At 74.1% G+C, this 20,289-nt stretch carries 20 protein-coding genes and 1 pseudogene; 8 read left to right on the top strand and 13 right to left on the bottom strand.

Annotation, left to right across the window (positions count from 1 at the left end):
- Nucleotides 1–44 precede the first annotated feature (44 nt).
- A complete protein-coding gene (locus tag ACF1DX_RS25080) occupies nt 45–401 on the bottom strand; it encodes a hypothetical protein (protein ID WP_391793370.1) in 357 nt (118 codons plus the stop codon).
- Nucleotides 402–583: 182 nt separating this feature from the next.
- Here ACF1DX_RS25080 and ACF1DX_RS25075 point away from each other — a divergent pair, with 182 nt between their 5' ends.
- The 5 genes and pseudogenes from ACF1DX_RS25075 (at nt 584) to ACF1DX_RS25055 (ending at nt 6,236) form a co-directional block, all read left to right on the top strand.
- Nucleotides 584–1,414 (top strand): hypothetical protein, encoded by an 831-nt coding sequence (locus ACF1DX_RS25075; protein ID WP_391793369.1) that lies wholly within the window; start codon nt 584–586, stop codon nt 1,412–1,414.
- Nucleotides 1,411–2,130 (top strand): annotated as a pseudogene (locus ACF1DX_RS25070) (serine/threonine-protein kinase); the annotation flags it as partial. The gene ACF1DX_RS25075 and the pseudogene ACF1DX_RS25070, both read left to right, overlap by 4 nt.
- 305 nt (nt 2,131–2,435) lie before the next feature.
- Nucleotides 2,436–3,605: an ABC transporter substrate-binding protein gene (locus ACF1DX_RS25065; protein ID WP_391793368.1), complete on the top strand. Its 1,170-nt coding sequence runs from the start codon at nt 2,436–2,438 to the stop codon at nt 3,603–3,605.
- An 86-nt stretch (nt 3,606–3,691) separates the two neighbouring features.
- A complete protein-coding gene (locus tag ACF1DX_RS25060; RefSeq protein ID WP_391793367.1) occupies nt 3,692–5,725 on the top strand; it encodes a bifunctional serine/threonine-protein kinase/ABC transporter substrate-binding protein in 2,034 nt (677 codons plus the stop codon).
- A gap of 88 nt (nt 5,726–5,813) precedes the next feature.
- Entirely contained in the window at nt 5,814–6,236 is a 423-nt protein-coding gene (locus tag ACF1DX_RS25055) for a DUF350 domain-containing protein (RefSeq protein WP_030866814.1), read from the top strand.
- A gap of 63 nt (nt 6,237–6,299) precedes the next feature.
- Here ACF1DX_RS25055 and ACF1DX_RS25050 read toward each other — a convergent pair whose 3' ends face one another.
- The 10 genes from ACF1DX_RS25050 to ACF1DX_RS25005 form a co-directional block, all read right to left on the bottom strand.
- The gene (locus ACF1DX_RS25050; protein ID WP_391793366.1) at nt 6,300–7,928 is read right to left on the bottom strand and encodes a cellulose binding domain-containing protein; all 1,629 of its coding nucleotides are present in this window, start codon (nt 7,926–7,928) and stop codon (nt 6,300–6,302) included.
- 307 nt (nt 7,929–8,235) lie between these two features.
- Nucleotides 8,236–8,706 (bottom strand): hypothetical protein, encoded by a 471-nt coding sequence (locus ACF1DX_RS25045; RefSeq protein ID WP_391793365.1) that lies wholly within the window; start codon nt 8,704–8,706, stop codon nt 8,236–8,238.
- A gap of 148 nt (nt 8,707–8,854) precedes the next feature.
- The gene (locus tag ACF1DX_RS25040; protein ID WP_391793364.1) at nt 8,855–9,817 is read right to left on the bottom strand and encodes a YihY/virulence factor BrkB family protein; all 963 of its coding nucleotides are present in this window, start codon (nt 9,815–9,817) and stop codon (nt 8,855–8,857) included.
- Between the two features lie 63 nt (nt 9,818–9,880).
- A complete protein-coding gene (locus ACF1DX_RS25035; RefSeq protein WP_391793363.1) occupies nt 9,881–10,120 on the bottom strand; it encodes a hypothetical protein in 240 nt (79 codons plus the stop codon).
- Between the two features lie 68 nt (nt 10,121–10,188).
- Entirely contained in the window at nt 10,189–10,539 is a 351-nt protein-coding gene (locus tag ACF1DX_RS25030) for a DUF3140 domain-containing protein (protein WP_391793362.1), read from the bottom strand.
- Nucleotides 10,536–10,766, bottom strand: coding sequence for a DUF2945 domain-containing protein (locus ACF1DX_RS25025; RefSeq protein WP_391793361.1), 231 nt, complete (start codon nt 10,764–10,766; stop codon nt 10,536–10,538). The genes ACF1DX_RS25030 and ACF1DX_RS25025 overlap by 4 nt, the downstream gene beginning before the upstream one ends.
- Nucleotides 10,767–10,896: 130 nt before the next feature.
- A complete protein-coding gene (gene katG / locus ACF1DX_RS25020) occupies nt 10,897–13,128 on the bottom strand; it encodes a catalase/peroxidase HPI (protein ID WP_391793360.1) in 2,232 nt (743 codons plus the stop codon).
- Between the two features lie 33 nt (nt 13,129–13,161).
- Nucleotides 13,162–13,599, bottom strand: a complete 438-nt coding sequence (locus tag ACF1DX_RS25015; protein ID WP_391793359.1) for a Fur family transcriptional regulator — start codon at nt 13,597–13,599, stop codon at nt 13,162–13,164.
- Between the two features lie 105 nt (nt 13,600–13,704).
- The gene (locus tag ACF1DX_RS25010) at nt 13,705–14,250 is read right to left on the bottom strand and encodes a DUF488 family protein (protein ID WP_391793358.1); all 546 of its coding nucleotides are present in this window, start codon (nt 14,248–14,250) and stop codon (nt 13,705–13,707) included.
- Nucleotides 14,251–14,272: 22 nt separating this feature from the next.
- The gene (locus tag ACF1DX_RS25005) at nt 14,273–14,962 is read right to left on the bottom strand and encodes a helix-turn-helix transcriptional regulator (protein WP_391793524.1); all 690 of its coding nucleotides are present in this window, start codon (nt 14,960–14,962) and stop codon (nt 14,273–14,275) included.
- 87 nt (nt 14,963–15,049) lie between these two features.
- Here ACF1DX_RS25005 and ACF1DX_RS25000 point away from each other — a divergent pair, with 87 nt between their 5' ends.
- Nucleotides 15,050–15,481, top strand: coding sequence for a hypothetical protein (locus ACF1DX_RS25000; protein WP_391793357.1), 432 nt, complete (start codon nt 15,050–15,052; stop codon nt 15,479–15,481).
- Between the two features lie 7 nt (nt 15,482–15,488).
- Here the strand turns inward: ACF1DX_RS25000 and ACF1DX_RS24995 are convergent, their stop codons facing one another.
- Both ACF1DX_RS24995 and ACF1DX_RS24990 read right to left on the bottom strand, forming a co-directional pair.
- Entirely contained in the window at nt 15,489–16,370 is an 882-nt protein-coding gene (locus tag ACF1DX_RS24995) for a YegS/Rv2252/BmrU family lipid kinase (RefSeq protein WP_391793356.1), read from the bottom strand.
- 54 nt (nt 16,371–16,424) lie between these two features.
- Nucleotides 16,425–18,017: an FAD-binding oxidoreductase gene (locus ACF1DX_RS24990; RefSeq protein WP_391793355.1), complete on the bottom strand. Its 1,593-nt coding sequence runs from the start codon at nt 18,015–18,017 to the stop codon at nt 16,425–16,427.
- An 82-nt stretch (nt 18,018–18,099) separates the two neighbouring features.
- Between ACF1DX_RS24990 and ACF1DX_RS24985 the strand changes: the two genes are divergently transcribed.
- Nucleotides 18,100–18,708, top strand: coding sequence for a TetR/AcrR family transcriptional regulator (locus ACF1DX_RS24985; RefSeq protein ID WP_391793354.1), 609 nt, complete (start codon nt 18,100–18,102; stop codon nt 18,706–18,708).
- Nucleotides 18,705–20,282: a glycerol-3-phosphate dehydrogenase/oxidase gene (locus ACF1DX_RS24980; protein ID WP_391793353.1), complete on the top strand. Its 1,578-nt coding sequence runs from the start codon at nt 18,705–18,707 to the stop codon at nt 20,280–20,282. Before ACF1DX_RS24985 ends, ACF1DX_RS24980 begins: the two co-directional genes overlap by 4 nt.
- Nucleotides 20,283–20,289 lie beyond the last annotated feature (7 nt).

The following is a 20,289-nucleotide window of genomic DNA, read 5'->3' as shown; positions in this document are numbered from 1 at the left end:
GACCAGAAATCGGAGGCGCGCGGGAGACCGCCGCCGGGCCCCGTTCAGGCCGTCGTGCCCCACGAGGTCCGGTGCGCGCAGGCGGGGTCGTGCTCGGTCGCGCACGACGTCCACCAGCGTTCGCAGCAGGCGGCCTCCACCTCGGCCTGCGCGACCGCGGCGGCCACCGCGTCGCGCCACGCGGCCCGGCGCCCCTGCCGTTCCCGGAGGACGGCGACGGCGCGGCGCTCGTCGGCGATGACCGTCTCCCGCACGATCCCGATCACGGGGGCGAGGGAGGCGACCGCCATCGCGAGGGTGGTCCACAGGGGGACGGCGCCCCAGGTGCGCACGGTGCAGAAGGAGAGCCAGAGGGCGACGGCGACGTACAGGGCGGTGAGGGTGCGGCTGCCGTTGCTCATGGCCGGTTCTCCTTCACGGTCCGTCCGGTGGAACACCGGATGCCCCGGATGCGCGCGGATATGACTCCCTGACGACGACTTCCCTCAAGTGCCTTTCTGTGCAGTCGAGTTGCTACTCCGCCGCCCTGCCATGGGCCACACTGTTCACGTGGGGACCGGCCGTTGGGGAGCGAGGGCGGGGCATGATCGCGCACAGACCGGTTGTGGCCGTGGTGGCGGGGACGCTGATGCTGGTGGGATGCACCGGTGGACCCGACGGGGACACCGGCACCCGGAAGCCGTCGGGGGGAGGCGGAAGCACGACGGGTGAACCGGGTTCCGGCCCGTCCTCCTCCGATCCGTACACCGTGGTGGAGGACCGGGCGCCCGGGACACGGGCCGAGGCGGTCGACTTCGTCCGCGGACTCACCGTGCGGCCCGACCACTTCGGCGTCGGGTTCCGCAGGCACCGGCCGTACGAGAGCGACCCGACCGAGTGGGCGGTGCTGGGCGAGGACTGTCTGTGGCGCCGAGGGCCGCTGCCGGACCGGGTACTGGCCAGCCTCACGCGCACGTTCGTCCTGCCGGCGGAGAAGGGCAGGGAAGCCGTGTACGTCTCCCTCACCGTCACGGTGCACGAGGACACCACGGCCGCGCGCCGTGACATGGCGGTCTCCCTGGAGGAGGCGCTGCGCTGTCCGGAGCAGCGGCTGAACGCCACGCAGCGGGTGCGGGGGCTGTACTCGCAGGCCAACCCGTTCGGCGAGGAGCGCAACGCCATCGCCGACGACGACCTCGCGGAGACCGGGGAGTACCTGGTGGACGGGGAGAAGCAGGCGCGTCCCTTCGACTGGTACAAGTACCGGCTCGGCCCGGTCACCGTGGCCGCGACCGCCCGGATCGGCGCCGGACGCACCGAGGAGGAACGGAACACCGTCTCGTCGGACGTGGCCAAGGGGGTCGGCTTCGTCGCCGCCGAGATCGACCGGCTGGCCGGCGCCGGCGAGCCGAGCGGGAAGGCGGCGTCGCGATGAGTGAGCCGCTGCGGTCGTCCGGCCCCTCCCGCATCGCGGGCTTCCGGCTGCTGCGGCGCCTCGGCGCGGGCGGCATGGGCGTGGTCTACCTGGGCCGCACCGACTCCGGACAGCTCGCCGCGGTCAAGGTGATCCATGCCGAGAGCGCCGCGGAGGAGGAGTTCCGGGCCCGGTTCGCGCGGGAGACGGAGCTGGCCCGGCGGGTCGACAACCCCTGGGTCGTCCCCGTGCTCGACGCGGACGCCGACGCGCGGACACCGTGGCTGGCCACCGCCTTCGTCCCCGGTCCCTCGCTCGCCGAGGCCGTGGCCGCGCACGGTCCGCTGCCCGCCCCGGCCGCCCGTGTGCTGGGCGGGCTGCTGGCCGGCGCGCTGGCCGCCGTGCACGCGGCGGGCCTGGTGCACCGTGACGTCAAACCCGGGAACATCCTGCTGGCGCCGGACGGGCCGCGGCTCATCGACTTCGGTATCGCCCGTGCCGTCGACGACACCGCGCTGACCGCGTCGGGCCTGGTGGTCGGCACCCCCGGCTTCCTCGCCCCGGAGCAGGCGCGCGGCGAGCCGGCCACGTCCGCGAGCGATGTCTTCGCGCTGGGCTGCGTCCTGGCGTACGCGATGTCCGGCCGGCCGCCTTTCGGCACGGGTGAACCGGACGCCCTGCTGTACCGCACGGTCCACGACGATCCCGACCTCGGCGGGGTGGACAGCACGCTCCGGCCGCTGGTGGCCCGCTGTCTCGACAAGGACCCGCGGACGCGCCCCACGGCGGCGGAGGCGGCGGGACAGCTCGCCGAGGACGTCCCGGACGGCCCCGGCCGGCTCCCCGACCCGGTGGCCCGGATGGTCGCCGTACGCTCCGCCGGGAGTCTCGCGCTGCCCGGTGTCGAGCCGACGGTCGTGGACGAGGGAGCGGAAGCCGACGCGCCGGACGCCCCCGAGGACGCCGTCCGGCGCCCGGCCCGGCGCCGGCTGCTGCTGGCGGGGCGCTGCTGCTGGCGGCGGGCGGCGCGACCACGGCGGCGGTGCTCGCCTCCCGCGACGACGAACCGGACGGCTCCGGCACGAAACGCCTCGTGTACACGCTCGGTGTGCACTCCACCAGCGGCGCCGGGACCGCCCCGTTCGACCAGGCGTGCGAGCGCGCGGCACGTCTCGCGGTCGCCGAGCACAACGCCGACCCGGGCCGCGCCTACGACCTGGCGGTACGGGTGGCGCGGGACCGGGGGGACGCCGGGAGCGCCCGGGAGGTGGCCCGTTCCCTCACCGCCGACCGGGACGTCGTCGCCGTCCTCGGGCCGGTCACCGAAATCGCGATGCGGACCGCGGCGAACGTCTACGGCGAGGCCGGGCTCACCCATGTGTCCAGCACCACGGGTCAGCAGGACTTCTTCCTGACGTCCCCGAAGTCCTCGTTCCAGAGCGGCGCGCCCCATTCGGCGCTGGGCACCTGGATCGCGCTGCACGCCCTGGTGACCAAGCGACTGGGCAGGATCGGCGTGCTGATCGACCGCTCGGGCGGGACGACCGTCCAGGACCAGGGCACCCTGCTGATCAGACAGTGGCGGGACACCCTCGGCGCCGAGGCCGTGCCCAGGGTGGTGGCCGAGGAGACGGACGACGCGCCCGCGGCCGTGCGCTCCCTGCTGGCGGCGGGCGTCGAGGCCTTCGCCTACTTCGGTCCGCCGGACGCCACCGTCCGGGCCGCCCGCGAGCTGGCCACGGCCGGATTCGACGGGCCGCGCTGGATGCAGCACCAGCTGTACGGCTCGGCCTTCCCGCAGCGGGCGGGCGCCGCCGGTGAGGGCTGGTACGTGGTGACGGCGGCCGTGGACGCCGAGGCGCTGCGCACCGAGCGTGCCAAGGCCTTCACCAAGGCGAGGCGCGACCTCCACGGCTCCGCTCCGGGGCCCTATGCGGCCGAGGCGTACGACACCGTACGGATGCTGCTGTCGGAGTTCGCGCGGACGGTCCCGGCCCGCGGCGGGCGCCGTCCGGCGCGGGCCGCGCTCGGCGCACGGATGGCGAAGGCCACGTACACGGGCCTCTCCCGCACCTATGCCTTCGGCGACTTCCACGAGTACAAGAGCGACAACCAGGGCTGGCTGGCCAGCACGTTCGTCCACCAGGTGCACGACGGGCGGTTCGTGCAACGGGGTTCGCTCGGCGACCTGCGGCGGGCGACGGAGACCTAGGGATATGGAACGGCTGCGGCCGACCGATCCGTCGGCCGTCGGCCGTCGGCGGTCACCGGCTGGCGGCCCGGCTCGGCTCGGGCGGCATGGGCGTCGTCTACCTCGCGCGTTCCCCGCTCGGCGTCTGGTGCGCGCTCAAGGTCATCAGGGCCGAGCACGCCGGCGACCCGGGCTTCCGGGCCCGGTTCCGGCGTGAGGCGGAGCTGGCGGCGCGGCTGGGCGGGCGGTGGACCGTGCCGGTCGTCGCGGCCGACGCGGACGCCGCCTCCCCGTGGCTGGCCACCGCCTATGTGCCGGGCCCGTCGCTCGCCGACGCGATCGCCCGGCACGGCGTCTGGCTCGAGGAACAACTCCGTTCCCTGGCGGCCACGTTGGCGGAGGCCCTGGACGAGGTGCACACGGCCGGGCTGGTCCACCGGGACGTGAAACCGGCGAACGTGCTGCTCACCGCGGACGGTCCCCGGCTGATCGACTTCGGGATCGCCCGGGCGGTCGGGGCGACCGCGCTCACCGCCGACGGCTCCGTGGTGGGCTCGCCCGGCTATCTCTCACCGGAACAGGCCAGGGGCCGCACGGTGGGCCCGGCGAGCGACGTCTTCTCCCTCGGCTGCGTCCTCGCCCACGCGGCCACCGGCCGGGCCGTGTTCGGCACCGGCGGGGCGGCGGCGGTGCTGTACCGGACCGTGCACGAGCCACCGGACCTGGACGGCGTACCGCCCGGACTCGCCCCGATCGTGCGGCGGTGTCTGGAGAAGGATCCGGAGCGGCGCCCCGGCGTCGCCGAACTGCGGGCGTTCTTGGGTGAGTTCAAGGCGGACGGCTGGCTGCCGGAGGGGCTCCCGGCGCTGATCGCGGCGCAGGCCACGCGCGTCGTCGGCCTGCCCGTGCCCGAGCCCACCGTCGTCGGCGGTGAGCCCGCCGGTCCCGGCCCGGCCGGCTCCTCCCTCACCCGGCGGCGTCTGCTCGCCACCGGGTCGGCGCTCGGCGTCACCGCCGCGGCGGCGGGCGCCTGGTGGCTCAGGTCCCGCGGCGCCCCCGCACGCCCCGCGTCCGGGGACCGGCCCACGTACGTCGTCGGGCTGCTCGGACACCGGGCGGACGGTGCCTTCACGGCTCAGGAGCGCGGTGCGCGTCTCGCCGTCGACGAGCACAACCGCACCCCCGTACGGACGTTCGACCTGGTGCTGCGCACCGCCGACGACGGGGGCACCGCGGAGGGCTCCGCGCGGGGCGCGGCCGGGCTGGTCGCCGAGCGGGACCTCGCCGTGGTGGTCTGTGCCGGGACCAACGCGACCGTCCCCGCGGCCGTGGAGGCCCTCACCCGCGCACGGACCACCGCGCTGGTGACCCGGGCCGACACCAGCCGGCTGGACAGCGCCGACCTCACCACCGCGCTGCTGCTGCGTCCGACCAGGACGGCGGGGCCGCCGGCGATCCTGCGCCACCTCAACCGCGTGGCGAAGCCGGAGCGGACCGTGATCGTGCACGATCTCACCGACACGGCCGAGACCTCCTCGTCCGTGCGCATCGTCACCGTGTTCGGGAAACTCGACGCCCCGGCGGTGGTGGAGGAGGTGGCGGCGGACGAGGGCTTCACCGCCGTGGCCGGGCGGGTGGCCGGCCGCCCGCGGGATGCGGTGATGTTCGCCGGTCTGCGCCCGGAGCGTGCCGCCCTGCTGGCCCGCGCGCTGCGGGAGGCGGGGCACCGCGGGGCCCGGGTGGCGGAGGAACCGGTGCTCGGCGGCCGGTTCCTCGCCGAGGCGGAGGACTGGATGGTGGGCACCGCCTACGCCGACGCCGACGCGGACCCGCGCCTGCGGACCTTCACCGCCGCCCACCGCGAACGCCACGGCGGCTCCCCCGCGCCCTGGGCGGCCGAGGCCTACGACGCCGTGCGGTTCGCCGCCCACGACCTGGCCGACGCCGGCACCGACGGCCCCTCCGCCCTCCGCTCCGAACTGCTGCGCGCCCCCTGGCAGGGCATCACCCGCCGGTTCTCCTACGATCCCGGCGGCCAGTTCTACGACGCCGACCGGGACGGCGGCGCCTTCCTCTACCGGATCGGCGGCGGCGCCGCGCACTTCGTCGCCCGCGCCGACGACATCGGCGCCGGAGGATGACGGGGCAGCAGGTCAAGGCGCCGAACGGGTGCGCTACATTTTGCTCGCCCTTGACCGCGATCACTCACCCTACGGAGCCGGCAACCCCATGAGCGACATCGTCAACGGACTCGGCCGGGCCACCGCCTACGGCGCACTCGGACTGGTCCTGCTGGTCCTCGGCATCGTCCTGGTCGACGTGCTGACGCCCGGAAAGCTCGGCCGGCAGATCTGGCAGGAGCGCAACCGCAACGCCGCGCTGGTGCTGAGCTCCGCGCTGCTCGGCATCGGCGGCATCGTGTTCACGTCGATCTGGACCACGTACGAGGACTTCGGCAAAGGGCTGGCGTCGACCGCCGCGTTCGGTGTGCTGGGGCTGGTGATGATGGCCGTGGCGTTCCTGGTGGTGGACCTCATCACCCCGGGACGGCTGGGTGCCACGCTGGTCGAGCCCGAACCCCACCCGGCGGTCTGGGTGACGGCGTCCTGCAACCTCGCGGTGTCCGCCGTCATTTCGGCGTCCATCGCCTGACCGGGGCTCCTCCGTACCGCCCGGTCTCCGCGTCCCGGGACGCGGAGACCGGGCGGTGACGTCTCACGGACGGCCGCAGGTGAGCGCGGTCGGCGGCGTCGAGGAACCGCCGGTGACCGTGAAGCCGAAGGTGGTCGTGGAGCCCGGCGCGACGGAGCCGTTCCAGTCGGTGTCACGCACCGTGACCGCCCCGCCGGTCCCGGTGTTCCGGCCGTTCCAGCGGCTGCTGATGGACTGGCCGGACGCGAGCGTCATACCGACGGTCCAGCCGTCGAGGGCGGCGCTGCCGTCGTTGCGTACGGTCACCTCGCCCTGGTAGCCGCCGGACCAGCTGTTGACCGTGCGGTAGGCGGCGGTGCAGCAGCCGTCCGGTGTGCCCGGACCGCCGCCCGTGTCACCGCCGCCGCCGGTACCGCCTCCGCTCGTGCCGCCGTCGGCGAGGCTCGGGGTCTGCCAGTCCCGCCAGGCGGAGAGGTCACCGGACGTGGCCGGGGAGATCCTGAACACCCCCGAGGAGCTGCCGGACCCCAGCAGGAACTTCTGGATGTCCTGCCGCAGCGGCGTGCGCCATTCCGGCCGGGCCGCGCAGTGGGTGCCGTCCTGTACGTCGGACCAGTAGCTGATGTTGCCGCCCGCGCCCAGCGCCTTGTAGACCTCGGCGCCGCCCAGCGCCGCCACGCTGCCCGACCGGGCACCCAGCCAGTCGACGTGCGGGTTCTCCATGACGAGCAGCCCGCGCGGCGCTACCATGCCGACGATCTCGTGGGTGTCCACGGGGAGGGTGGCGGGGCTGTTCGTGAAGGAGCCGAAGACATCACCCAGCCAGGGCTGTTCCGAGTAGGCGCTGCTCAGCGGCTGCGCGCCGCTCTCACCCGGGATGCCGCGGAAGATGCCGGTGCCGGCACTGCCCGACTCGATCGGCATGGTGAGCGCGACGCGCTGGTCGAAGGCGCCGGCCACGAAGGCGCCCTTGCCGAACCGTGAGCATCCGGTGACGCCGGTGGCGTCCGCGCGGAGCACGCTGCCGTCGGACTGCTCGATGACGTCGATGACCAGGCTCACCCCCCATGACCAGGCCATGAGCAGGCCGGTGCTGCTGGAGGAGCCGTAGAGGCTGTAGAACGCGCCCTGTTTGTCGCCGCGGGGTGTGCCCTCCTTGCCGAGCGCGTACGGGTCGAGGGAGATGACGGCCGCGCCCGCGCCCTTGATGGTGGCGGTGTCCGCGCCCAGCCCTCCGAGCACCACGACGGCGGGGAACGGGCCGGTGCCGCCCGGCAGGTCGACGCTCGCGGAGAAGCTCGCGCTCCGGCCCTGGTGCGTCACCCGCACCGTGATGCCGGTGCGGGACACCGTGCCCGTGACGCTCTCGGGCCTGGCGGGCTTCTGTCCGTAGACGTGCCTCTCCGCCGGCTCCCGGATCTCCGCACGTCGGCAGCGCCAGCCGGACCGGGTGGAGACGCGCGTGCCGTCCGGTTTCCGGAAGGGGTCGGGGAGCCTGGAGACGGAGGTGAGAGGTCCGGTGCCGGGGACGGCGCAGTCGGCGCCGTCGTCCTCGACGCCGGGTTCCGCCACGACGGGAACGAGGGCGTCGGCGGCGCCCGGCCGCGGGAGGAGAGCGGCGACGGCCAGGCTCACGGCCACCGCGAGGACCGCGGCGGCCCAGGCCCAGGCCTGGTGTCGGGGGAAGCGCATCGGCACCTCCAGAGGGGTGGGAGCACTCCCAGACTGGAAATCCTTTCAGGAACATGACAACGACACCGACGGACTCGTTTCAGATTGACTCTTTCGGACCCCTGCCGGAAGCCGGAAGACACACGCGATCTGCCCTGATGGCGAAGACCTCACCCCACAACACCCTGTCGGCGCCGAGTGCGGTGAGCGAAATTTTCGCCTGACTTGCGACCGCGCTGTCGACTCGATCGACAACGGAGCACGCATTCGGCCACGGACGCACGCCCGCGGCACAGCCTGACCGGGGCGCGGCGGCCCCGCGCCCCGGTCAGGCGACGCGGGCGCGCTCCCGTACCGGGCGGGCCGGCTCGGGCCGGGTCCGGGCGGCGGGTTCGGCACGCGTGGCCGACTGGGCGCGGGTGGCGGTGCGGACGCGGTACGTCGTGCGGTTGGGGTCCACGACGGGCTCGCCGAGGGTGATCCGCCCGGCCGCGTGCAGCGCGTCGCATTCGGCGGTGGGCAGGGCGGCGTAGCAACCCCCGGTGCCGGTGGCCGAGTCGAGCGGGCGCCAGTAGCTGTACCTGCGGCGGCCGTTGGCGTACTCGGTGACGTACGTGGGAGTGCGGGGGTCGGAGATGATGCGCAGCACGTCGGTGCGGGGGGTGCCGGCCGGAGGGCGCGGGCGGGAAGGGACGGCCGGGAACTCGGTCGTTATCGGTCCGCCGCGACGCTGGTCCGGTCGGCGGCGCGTGGTCGGCAGGGCGACGAGGGTGTGGGGACGGTCGACGGTGGCGAGCATCAGCAGGACCTTTCCGGAGCCGGGATACGAGACCGTCTACCCAGCGCGGCGCCGGAGTTGATCTCCTTTTCCGATCATTGTGCAACCTCACACCGACAACGCGCAGGCGCCACGCCCAGTTCCCGGCCGGCGTGTTCGTCCCGGCAGGTCAGGCGCCCGGTCCCGGATCCGGACGGACCGCCGCGTCGATGCCGGCGCGCGCCGCTTCGAGCTGGGCCGCGAACGCGATGCCGAGGAAGAGGGCGACGGCGGTGAGGTATGCCCACAGCAGCAGCGCGATGAACGCGGTGAGCGGCCCGTACAGGGCGCCGAACGCCCCGCTGCCCTCGACGTACAGGGCGAGCAGCCACGTCGCCGCGACCCACAGCAGGAGGTGCACGGCCGAGCCGAAGGCCAGCCAGGTGTAGCCGGGCTGGGTACGCCGGGGTGACCAGCGGAAGATCACCGCCGAGGCGACCCACGCCAGCGCCAGCCCCACCGGCAGCCGCAGCACGGTCCACCACCCCGAGCCGCCGCCGGATCCCCCGGCCACCCGGACCACCGCGTCGCCCACCGCGTCACCGGCGACGAGTACGACGAACCCGAGCACCAGCGACAGGCCCGCGGTGAGCGCGAGGAGGACGGCCCTGCCGTACTTGCGGGGGAAGGGGCGGTCGCGTTCGATCCCGTAGATGCGGTTGGCGCCCCGCTCGATCTGGCCCATGGCGGAGGCGAGGTTCAACAGGGCGAAGCCCAGGCCGAGCCAGAGCGCCAGCGTGCTCCCGATGTCGTGGGCGCTGCGCCGGGTCCCCTCGAAGGCGTCCTCGACGATGTCGGCGCTGGCGCCGGGCACGATCCGGCCGAGGGTGAGCTCGATGACCCGGCCCACGCTCTCGGTGTGCACGGAGGTCGCCAGGCCGACCAGCGCCACGGTGAACGGCACCAGACCGAGGACGACCTGGAAGGCGAGCGCCCGCGCGTTGGAGAAGCCGTCCGCGTAGCGGAAGCGGGCGAAGGAGTCGGTCAGCAGCCGCAGGCCCCCGTAGTGCCGCAGCGCGGCGAACGCCTCGTCTCCGGAGAGTTCCTCTCCGATCATGTCCCGGGTCTGCGGAACGTGGACGACGGTTCCCATACGCGGACACTCCTCGTGTCGAGTGGCTCTGCTCCCTTCATGTGATGGCCCGTTTCCCCGACGTCACACCTGCGGGGCCCACATGCGGCCGGCGAGGGCCGGGCGGACCGCCTCCGTGATGTCGTGCCCGTCCCACGAGCCGACCCGCGCGACGTCCTCCCGTGGGTCCGCTCCCGGTCCCTCCGATGACGTGCGCCGTGCCGGTGCGTCGCGCCGCTGCCGCCGGCCGCCGTACGCGGCGGTGGTCGCCGTGGCGAGTGCGGTGAGGACAACACGGCGACGGTGAACGGTGGTTGTGTTCACCGGCCGACCCCGGCGGGACGGATCCCGCACGGTGTACGGCCCTCCAGGGAGGTCCGTGGGCGGTGGTGTCAGGACGCGTCGTCGAGCGGGTCGTGGCCCCAGTTCATCAGCGAGTGGCGCCAGCGCGTGTCGCGTACGTCGCCGGACGGGCGCTGGGCGAGGTGGCGGCGGATGTAGCCGACGACCTTGCGCATGTGCGCGTAGTCGTCGTCGGAGAGGTCCTTCCTCGCGGTGCGGAGGATGCCGACGATGCGGCGGCCGGACGCGTGACCGGTCGACTCGCCGCCGTCCGCGTGCCGGCCCGCGCTGCGGGACTCCTCCGTGCCGAGCCACTTCTCGAGGCCGGCCGGCTTCATGTTGACCAGCTCGCGGAACTCGTCCCAGGTCTCGTCCTCGCGGTCCTCCTCCACGGCGCTCACTTCTTCTTCCTGAGCGCGGAGGGCTTGTGGACCGCCGGCCTGCCCGATTTCTCGCTGCGCACCTCGTACTGCGGTTCCTCCTCGGAGGCGGCGACCGTGCGCCCGGCCGCCTCGGTGCGCTCGGTGATCTTCTTCTCGACCTTGCCCGTCGCCTCGCCGCCGTGGCTGCTCCAGGCGACCTCGTCGCCCTTGTGGAGATCCTTGCCGCGGCCGGTGCCCTTGCCCATGTCCAGCGCCTCCTTCGGTGGCGGTCGGCTCGCTTCCACCCTGGTGGCACGGCGGCCCGCCCGCATCTCGGGGCCGGCGCACGTCCGGGCCGGCCCCGGAGGGCCGGCCCGGATCAGCGGGGCGGGGGGATCAGACGAGGTCGAACCGGTCGAGGTTCATGACCTTGTCCCACGCCTTGACGAAGTCCCGCACGAACTTCTCCTTGGCGTCGTCGCTCGCGTAGACCTCCGCGAGCGCGCGCAGCTCGGAGTTCGATCCGAACACGAGGTCGGCACGGGTGCCGGTCCACTTGACCTCGCCGGTGGCCGCGTCGCGGCCCTCGAACACGGTCTGGTCCTCGGACGTCGACTTCCACGTGGTGCCCAGGTCGAGCAGGTTGACGAAGAAGTCGTTGGTCAGGGTGCCGGGGGCCGTGGTGAACACGCCGTGCGACGTCTGCCGGTGGTTGGCGCCCAGCACCCGCAGGCCGCCGACCAGGACGGTCATCTCGGGGGCGCTCAGCGTCAGCAGGTTGGCCTTGTCGAGCAGCAGGAACTCGGCGGGCAGGCGGTTGCCCTTGCCGAGGTAGTTGCGGAAGCCGTCGGCGGTCGGCTCGAGCGCGGCGAAGGACTCCGTGTCCGTCTGCTCCTGCGCGGCGTCCACGCGGCCCGGCGTGAACGGGACCTCGATGTCGACGCCGCCGTCCTTGGCGGCCTTCTCGACGCCCGCGGCACCGGCCAGCACGATCAGGTCGGCGAGCGAGACCCGCTTGCCGCCGGTCTGCTCGGCGTTGAAGGACTCCTGGACGCCCTCCAGGGTGCGCAGCACCGTCGCCAGCCGGTCGGGGTCGTTGGCCTCCCAGCCGCGCTGCGGCTCCAGGCGGACGCGCGCGCCGTTGGCGCCGCCGCGCTTGTCGCTGCCGCGGAAGGACGAGGCCGACGCCCACGCCGTCGACACCAGCTCGGACACCGGCAGGCCCGAGGCGAGGATCCGCTCCTTGAGGGCGGCGACGTCCGCGGCGTCGATCAGGTCGTACGTGCGCTCCGGCAGCGGGTCCTGCCACAGCAGGGTCTCGGCGGGCACCTCCGGGCCGAGGTACAGCGACTTGGGACCCATGTCGCGGTGGGTGAGCTTGTACCAGGCGCGGGCGAAGGCGTCCGCGAACTCGTCCGGGTTCTCCAGGAAGCGCCGGGAGATCGGGCCGTAGACCGGGTCGAAGCGGAGCGCGAGGTCCGTGGTCAGCATCGTCGGCTGGTGGCTCTTCGACGGGTCGTGGGCGTCCGGCACGGTGCCCGCCCCCGCGCCGTCCTTCGGCCGCCACTGGTGGGCGCCCGCGGGGCTCTTGAACAGCTCCCACTCGTAGCCGAAGAGGATCTCGAAGAAGCTGTTGTCCCAGGTCGTCGGCGTGTTGGTCCACGTCACCTCGAGACCGCTGGTGATCGTGTCACCGCCCTTGCCGGTGCCGAAGGTGCTCTTCCAGCCCAGGCCCTGCTCCTCGAGGCCGGCGGCCTCGGGGTCGGCGCCGACGTGGTCGGCGGGGCCCGCGCCGTGGGTCTTGCCGAAGGTGTGGCCGCCCGCGATCAGGGCGACGGTCTCCTCGTCGTTCATCGCCATCCGGCGGAACGTCTCGCGGATGTCACGGGCCGAGGCGATCGGGTCCGGGTTGCCGTTGGGACCCTCCGGGTTGACGTAGATGAGGCCCATCTGGACGGCGCCGAGCGGGCTCTCCAGCTCCCGGTCGCCGGTGTAGCGCTCGTCACCGAGCCAGGTGGACTCGGGGCCCCAGTAGACGTCCTCCTCGGGCTCCCAGACGTCCTCGCGGCCGCCGGCGAAGCCGAAGGGGGTGAAGCCCATCGACTCCAGGGCGACGTTGCCGGAGAGGATCAGCAGGTCGGCCCAGGACAGGCTCTTGCCGTACTTCTTCTTGACGGGCCACAGCAGGCGGCGGGCCTTGTCGAGGTTGGCGTTGTCGGGCCAGCTGTTGAGCGGGGCGAAGCGCTGCTGGCCGGCCCCGGCGCCGCCGCGGCCGTCGCTGATGCGGTAGGTGCCGGCGCTGTGCCAGGCCATGCGGACGATGAGGGGGCCGTAGTGGCCGAAGTCGGCGGGCCACCAGTCCTGGGAGGTGGTCAGCACCTGGGCGATGTCCCGCTTCACCGCCGGGAGGTCGAGGGCCTGGAACGCCTCGGTGTAGTCGAAGTCCTCGCCGAGCGGGTTCGCCACGGCCGGGTTCTTGGCGAGGATCTTCAGGTTGAGGCGCTCGGGCCACCACTGGCGGTTTCCGCCGCCCTGGGTGGGGTGCGGGGCGCGCCCGTGCGCGACCGGGCAGCCACCCGCCTCCTCCGTCTTGGGATCGGTGACGATCGCGTCATGGTTCTCTGTCATGGGAGTCCTTCCGGGCGAAGAGCTTCGCGCAGTTCAGGTACGGCGGGAGGTGGAACAGTCGGGGCACAGGCCCCAGAAGACGACCTCGGCCTCGTCGATCACGAAACCGTGACCGCCGGACGCGGTCAGACAGGGCGCGTCACCGACCGCGCAGTCGACGTCGGCGACGACACCGCAGGAACGGCACACCACGTGGTGGTGGTTGTCCCCGACCCGGCCCTCGTAGCGGGCCGGGCTGCCGGCCGGCTCGACACGGCGCACGAGCCCCGCCCCGGTGAGCGCGTTCAGCGCCTCGTACACCGCCTGCAGGGAGACGTGCCCCGTGCGCCGGCGCACTTCGGAGGCGATCGCCTCGACTCCGAGGTGGCCGCCCTGGCGGACGGTTTCGAGGAGGGCGACGCGGGCCGCCGTCGCACGGAGCCCCGCACCGCGGAGCTCCTCGGCTGCGGTCGACGGCCGGGATGCGGTCATGCGCCGAACCTATAGGCCCAGACACGAATAATTCCAGAGAACGAACTGGTCCAGTCTTGGGGCGTGTCCGGTAACTGCGGGTGGCTCCCGGGTTGCGTGAGCCGTCTACGCCGACGCGGCGGCGGTGTCGTCGTAGACGAGCAGCCCGTCGCCGCGCAGGCGTGCGCCCGGCGTGGGGCTGTGCCACGTGTGGCGTCCGTCGTGCATCAGGTGACGCACCGGCACCTGGCGGGCGAGAAGGGCGAAGTCGGCGATGAGCCGCCGATGGCACCGCCACCACACGGATTCGCCGCACATCACCGCGGTCGGCTCGCGGGCGGCCTGATCCAGCAGGGTGTCCATCGCGGTGACGAACCCGGGGGTGCGGGTGTGGGCGGCGTAGCCGCGGAAGGAGGCGTTGCGCCAGACGGTGTCGGGCGAGTCGGGCGGGGGCTTGCGGAAGCCGCCCAGGTCCCGTTCCCAGCGGTAGGCGATGCCGGCCTCGGGGAGCCATGCGGCCAGCCGGGTCCGTGCCAGGTCGGGGTCGCGACGGCTGCCGGGGCCGATCCGCACGTCCACGACGGCGGAGATCCCCGCGTCGCGCAGCAGTGCGGTCAGTGCTTCCCGGTCCGCGGTGCCGTGGCCGAAGGTCGACAACTCGCGCGGGGTCATGGGGCTCCTCCTGGCGGCCGGGTCAGGCGGCGGGCTCCAGGCGGACGCAGCACCGGCCCGGTTCCGGCGCCAGACGGGCCTCGAACCCCGTTTCACCGAGCCCTTCGAGGACTCCGCGCATCAGGTGCAGGTTCATGCCGCACACCGTCTGCGTGTGCGCGCGGGCCAGCGCGTGGAAGGGACAGTTGCCCAGGACGACGGACCCGCCGTCGTGACGCGGCTCGAAGCCGTATCGCTCCAGTACACGGAGGACCTCCCTCCCGTCGCCGTCCGTCCCCAGCCGTACACCCAGTTCCCGCGCCCTGCGGTGCAGTACGTCGCGCACGGGTTCCCCGCCGGCGGCGGATTCCTCCACGGCCTGGGCCAGCAGCCGGCCGGCGAGTTCGTAGCGCCGGTCCGGGAGGCTGACGGCGATCTGCGCGGCCGAGCGGCGGTAGAGCTTGGCCGGGCGGCCCGCGCCCGGACCGCTGCGTCCGCTGCGCCGGACGTGGAGCACGTCGAGCAGGTGCTCCGCGGCCAGCCGGTCCAGGTGGAAGGCCGCGGTCTGCCGGGCCAGTCCGAGCGCCTCGGCCGCCTCGTCCCGGCCGACCGGGTGGCGCCGGCCCACCACGTAGTCGTAGAGCCGCCGGCGGGTGGGCTCGTCGAGAGCGGCGATGGCCGAGATCGCCGCGATGCCCCTGTCGCGTACTTCTTCCGTGTCATCCACGAACACCAGTGTAAAAGCAACAGCCATTGACTAAAGAGAGGATCGGCGCTTCTATCGTTAATGAGAGTTGTCTTTAGAAGAAGGGTGCAGGCCATGACCTCCACAACCACGAGCGGCACGTCGGTCACGCCTCGGCGGGCCGCCCTCACCGACCCCGGCTACCAGGCGTTCGCCGTCCTGCGCACGGGCTTCGCCCTGGCGCCGGTCCTGTTCGGACTGGACAAGTTCGCGAACCTCCTCGTCGACTGGCCCGTCTACCTCGCGCCGTGGATCGACGGCATCGTCCCGGGCAGCGCGCAGGCGGCGATGTACGCGGTGGGGGTGATCGAGATCGTGGCCGGCGTCGTCGTGGCCGTCGCGCCGCGCTTCGGGGGCTGGCTGGTCGCCGGGTGGCTCGCGGGGATCATCGTCAACCTGCTCACGCTGTCCGGCTACTACGACGTCGCACTGCGCGACTTCGGACTGCTGCTCGGCGCCGTGGCGCTCGCTCGGCTGGCCCGGCGCTACCACGGCACCCGGTCCTGAGCGGCGGTCAGTACAGGACGCGCAGGGCTCCGGGCAGGACCCTGACCGTGACGGGGAGGACGGCGTCGACCTCCCCGTCGGCGCCGTAGGGGATCTCCCGGTCGGCCTCGATGCGGATCTCCCTCCCCCGCAGGATCCGCACCTGGGGCCAGCGGACGTGGGTGCCGGCCTCGAGTTCGTTCATCAGGGCGAAGAACAGCCGCCGGGGCGCCTGGCGGATCATGACGACGTCCAGCAGTCCGTCGTCCACGCGGGCGTCGGGGGCGATGACGCGCCCTGAGCCGTAGTGGCCGGAGTTGGCGGCCACCACCGTGTACCCGGTGTGCGGGTGCTCCTCGCCGTCGACGGTGACCCGGTAGCGGGCGGGCCTCCAGGTGGCGACGGCCCGCAGGCCGCCCGCGTAGTAGGACGCGGAGCCCCGCAGCAGCCTGGACCGGTTGGCGTGGCGGTTGGCGAGCGCGTCCACCCCGGCGTACACGCCGCCGAGGACGACGGTGCGGTCGTGGACGGCCGAGGTGACCTCGACCGTGTCGACCTGCCGCGGCTCCGCGTGGAGCAGGACGCGGGCCAGGGCCGCCGGGTCCCGGGGCAGTCCCAGCGCGCGGGCGAAGTCGTTGCCCCGGCCGGCCGGGACGAGGCCGAGGGTCGCGCCCGTTCCGCTGAGGGCGCCGCCGACACCTCCCGCGATGCCGTCCCCGCCGACGGCGAGGACGATCCGCCCCTGCCGTCCGGCCTCGCGGGCCAGTTCCCGCGCGTGGGCCAGGCTGTGGCTGTACTCGGTCCGCAGGTCGGCGCCCTCCTCACGGAGGTGCCGGGCCAGGGCGAGCAGGGCCGCCGCTCCGGTGGCCGCGCCCGCGGTGGGGTTGACGACGGCGGTGAACTGGCGCATCGGGGTGCCTCCGGGCGGGCCGACGGGACGGGGAAGGACGGTCAGGGGGGCGGGTCAGTCGGCGGGCAGCAGGACGCCGGGGTTGAGCAGCCCCGCCGGGTCCAGTCGCCGCTTCACGGCGCGCAGGGCGTCGACGCCGAGCGGGCCCGCCTCGCGGACGTACCAGTCCCGGTGGTCGGTGCCCACCCCGTGGTGGTGGCTGATCGTGCCGCCGGCGGCGAGGATCGCCTCATTGGCGGCGTGCTTGGCACGCGTCCAGTGCGCCACGGGGTCCTCGCCCCGGGCGCAGACCACGGTGAAGTAGAGCGAGGCGCCGTTCTCGTAGACGTGGGAGATGTGGCACATGACCAGCGGTGGGGTGCCGGCCCCGGTGAGGGTGGCGGTGAGCGCCTCGCGGACGGAGGTGTACAGCCCGGGGAGGCGGGACCAGAAGGCCGCCGTCTCCAGCGTCTCCGCGAAGGCCCCGGCGTCCAGGAGCGCGTCGCGCAGGTACGGGGCCGAGTAGCGGCCGTGCGCCCAGCGCCGGCCCGGCTCCTCGCCCAGGGGGGTGCCGCCGCACGCGCGCAGGACGGCCGCGGCGCGCTCCCTGCGGTACTCCGTGTCCTCCTCCGTGCCCTCGTACCCCGCGATCGCCGTGCAGCCGGTGGTCTGTGGCGCGCCGGAGCCGATCGCGTCGGGGTTCGCCAGGCCGATGAGCGTCTCGGTCTCGTCGGACAGGCGCAGCACGGTGGGCCGCGGTCCGTCCTGGGCGAGCCGGCGCAGGGCGGTGGTCCCCTCCTCGAACGTGGGGAAGTGCCAGCCCTCGTGGACGCGGGCCCGCGGGACGGGCCGGACGCGTACGGTCACGGAGGTGATGACGCCGAACGCGCCCTCCGAGCCGAGGACGAGCTGGCGCAGGTCGGGTCCGGCGGCCGAGCGCGGGGCGCGGCCGGTGTCGAGGGTGCCCTCGGGGGTGGCGAGGGTGAGGGAGAGCACCATCTCGTCGAAGCGGCCGTAGCCGGCGGACGCCTGGCCGCTGGAGCGGGTGGCCGCGAAGCCTCCGATGGTGGCCCACTCGTAGGACTGGGGGAAGTGGCCGAGGGTGAAGCCGTGTCCGGCGAGCAGTTCCTCGGCCCGCGGGGCACGGAGGCCGGGCCCCAGGGTGGCGGTGCGGGAGACCGGGTCGAGGGCGAGCAGGCCGTCCATGCGCCGCAGGTCCAGGGCGACGAAGGCGCCGCGCGGTTCGGGGGCGAGGCCGCCGACGACGGAGGTGCCGCCGCCGAACGGCACCAGCGGCAGGCCGTGTTCGGCGCACACCCGCAGGACGGCGAGCACCTCGTCGTGGCCGCCGGGCAGGAGTACGGCGGCCGGGACCGCGGCGAGGTCGCCCTCGCGGATACGCAGCAGGTCGGGGGTGGATTTGCCGCGGGTGTGCCGGATGCGCGTCCCGGCGTCGGTGCGGACGTGGGCCTCGCCGCCCAGGGCCGCGATCAGGGCGCGGCGTGCGGCCGGTGCCAGCGGGCTCTCCGGGACGGTCAGGTCCTCGATGGCCACGGGTCCGGTCTCGCGCGGCTTCACGCCGAGCAGATCGCGCAACAGCCCGATCACCGTGTCGGGCAGCGGCCTCGCCTCGGCCGGGTCCCCCCAGCCGCTCCACAGCATGTCCATGGCTGTCGTCCTCACCGGTCGGTCGGAATGAACGGGGCCGTCGAGGTCGCCCGACGGCCGCCGTGGCGTTACACTGTGACACATGACGCCTATTCGTCACAACGGTTCCGGTGGTCCGGACAACGACGCGGTGCTCGACGCGGTGCGGGACTGCGTCCTGGCCGTCGGGGTCCGCCGCACCACGCTCACCGACGTGGCCCGCCGCGCCGGGGTCTCCCGGATGACGCTGTACCGGCGGTGGCCCGATGTGCGGTCGCTGGTCGGTGACCTGATGACCCGGGAGTGGATCGCGGTGGCCACCGGGGCGATCCCCGAGCCCGAACCGGGGGTGCCCGCCCGCGACGTGATCACCGAGGGGCTGGTGGCGGCGGTCCGCGCCTTCGGCGCCCATCCGCTCTTCCGGAAGATCCTCGACGTGGACCCCGAGCTGCTCCTGCCCTATGTGCTGGACCGTCGCGGGGCGAGCCAGGAGGCCCTGCTGGAACTGCTGGCCGGCTTCCTGCGCGAGGGGCACGCCGACGGCTCGGTGCGCGCCGCCCACCCCGAACGGCAGGCGCGGTCGGTGCTGCTGATCGTGCAGTCCTTCACCCTGTCCCTGCGGACCATGACCGACGAGGACGACCCCGAGCTCGCCCCCGAGGCGTTCCTCGGCGAGCTGCGCGACATCCTGGAGAGGACCCTCACCCCGTGAACTCCCCCGGTGGCCCCGCCTCCGCCTCCTCCCTGTCCGCCGGCCGGCGCGCGCGTGAACTGGCCGGCTCCGTCGGCGGCCCCGTCGTCGACGTGCTGGTCGTCGGCCTCGGCGCCACGGGCGCCGGGGCGGCGCTGGACGCCGCGGCGCGCGGGCTGGTCGTGGTCGCCGTCGACGCCCACGACCTGGCCTTCGGCACGTCCCGGTTCAGCAGCAAACTCATCCACGGCGGGCTGCGCTACCTCGCCTCCGGACGGCTCGGCGTCGCCCGCGAGAGCGCGGTCGAACGCGGGGTGCTGATGGAGCGCACCGCGCCCCACCTCGTAGCGGCCCAGCCGTTCGTGCTGCCCCTCGCCCCGCTGGTCTCGCGCGGTCAGGCCGCCCTGGCACGGGCGGGGTTCCGGGCCGGCGACACGCTGCGTCTGGCCGCCCGCACGGCACGGGCCACCCTGCCCCCGCCGCGCCGGCTCTCCGCGGTGGAGACCCTGCACCTCGCGCCCGCGCTGCGGCGCGACGGTCTGCGCGGCGGCCTGCTGTCCTGGGACGGCCGGCTCACCGACGACGCCCGTCTGGTGACCGCCCTCGCCCGTACGGCCGCGGGGCGCGGGGCGCGGATCCTGACCCGGGTCCGGGCCCTGGAGCTGACCTCGACGGGCGCCCGCGTCCGTGACGAACTCACCGGCGAGGAGGGCGAGATCCGCGCCCGCGCGGTGATCAACGCGTCCGGTGTCTGGGCGGGCGGCCTCGTCGACGGCGTCCGGATCCGGCCCTCCCGGGGCACCCACCTCGTCCTGCGCCCCGAGAGTCTCGGCCCCCTGACCGCGGGGCTGCACGTCCCTGTCCCCGGGGAGAGCGACCGCTTCGTCCTCGTGCTGCCCCAGGACGACGGCCGGGTCTACGTCGGCCTCACCGACGAACCCGTGGACGGCGACATCCCCGACGTCCCCGGGGCGCCCGAGACGGACATCGGCTTCCTCCTCGACGTCCTGTGCTCCGTCCTGCACGTGCCGGTCCGCCGCGCCGACGTGGCCGGCGCCTTCGCCGGACTGCGCCCGCTGCTGGACACGGCGGCACACTCCGGTACGGCGCCGAGGACCGCCGACCTCTCACGGCGCCACGCGGTGCTCACCTCGTCCGAGGGCGTCGTCACCGTCGTCGGCGGCAAGCTCACCACCTACCGGCGGATGGCCGAGGACGCCGTCGACACCGCCGTCCGTGTCCGGGGCCTGCCGGCCGGCCCGTCCCCCACCGCGTCCCTGCCCCTGGTGGGCGCCGCGCCGCCGCACGTCCTCGCCGGACTGCCCGCGCCCCGCCGTCTCGTCCGGCGCTACGGCACCGAGGCACCGGCCGTGCACGCGCTCGGCGCGCGGGACGCCCGGCTGGGCGAGCCGGTGCTGCCCGGGTATCCGGTCACCGGCGCCGAAGTGCTCTGGTCCCTGCGCCACGAGGGGGCGCTCGACGAGGAGGACGTGCTCGACCGCCGTACCCGCATCGGGCTCGTCCCCGCCGACCGGGCCACGGCGCTCGACGCGGTGCGCGAGATCGTCGACGGGGCTTTCACGCAGGGCGGTTGAGCTTCGC

Origin of the sequence: Streptomyces sp. NPDC014676, assembly GCF_043084105.1 — a bacterium.
Lineage (GTDB): Bacteria > Actinomycetota > Actinomycetes > Streptomycetales > Streptomycetaceae > Streptomyces.
This window is presented reverse-complemented; position numbering and strand designations above follow the sequence as displayed.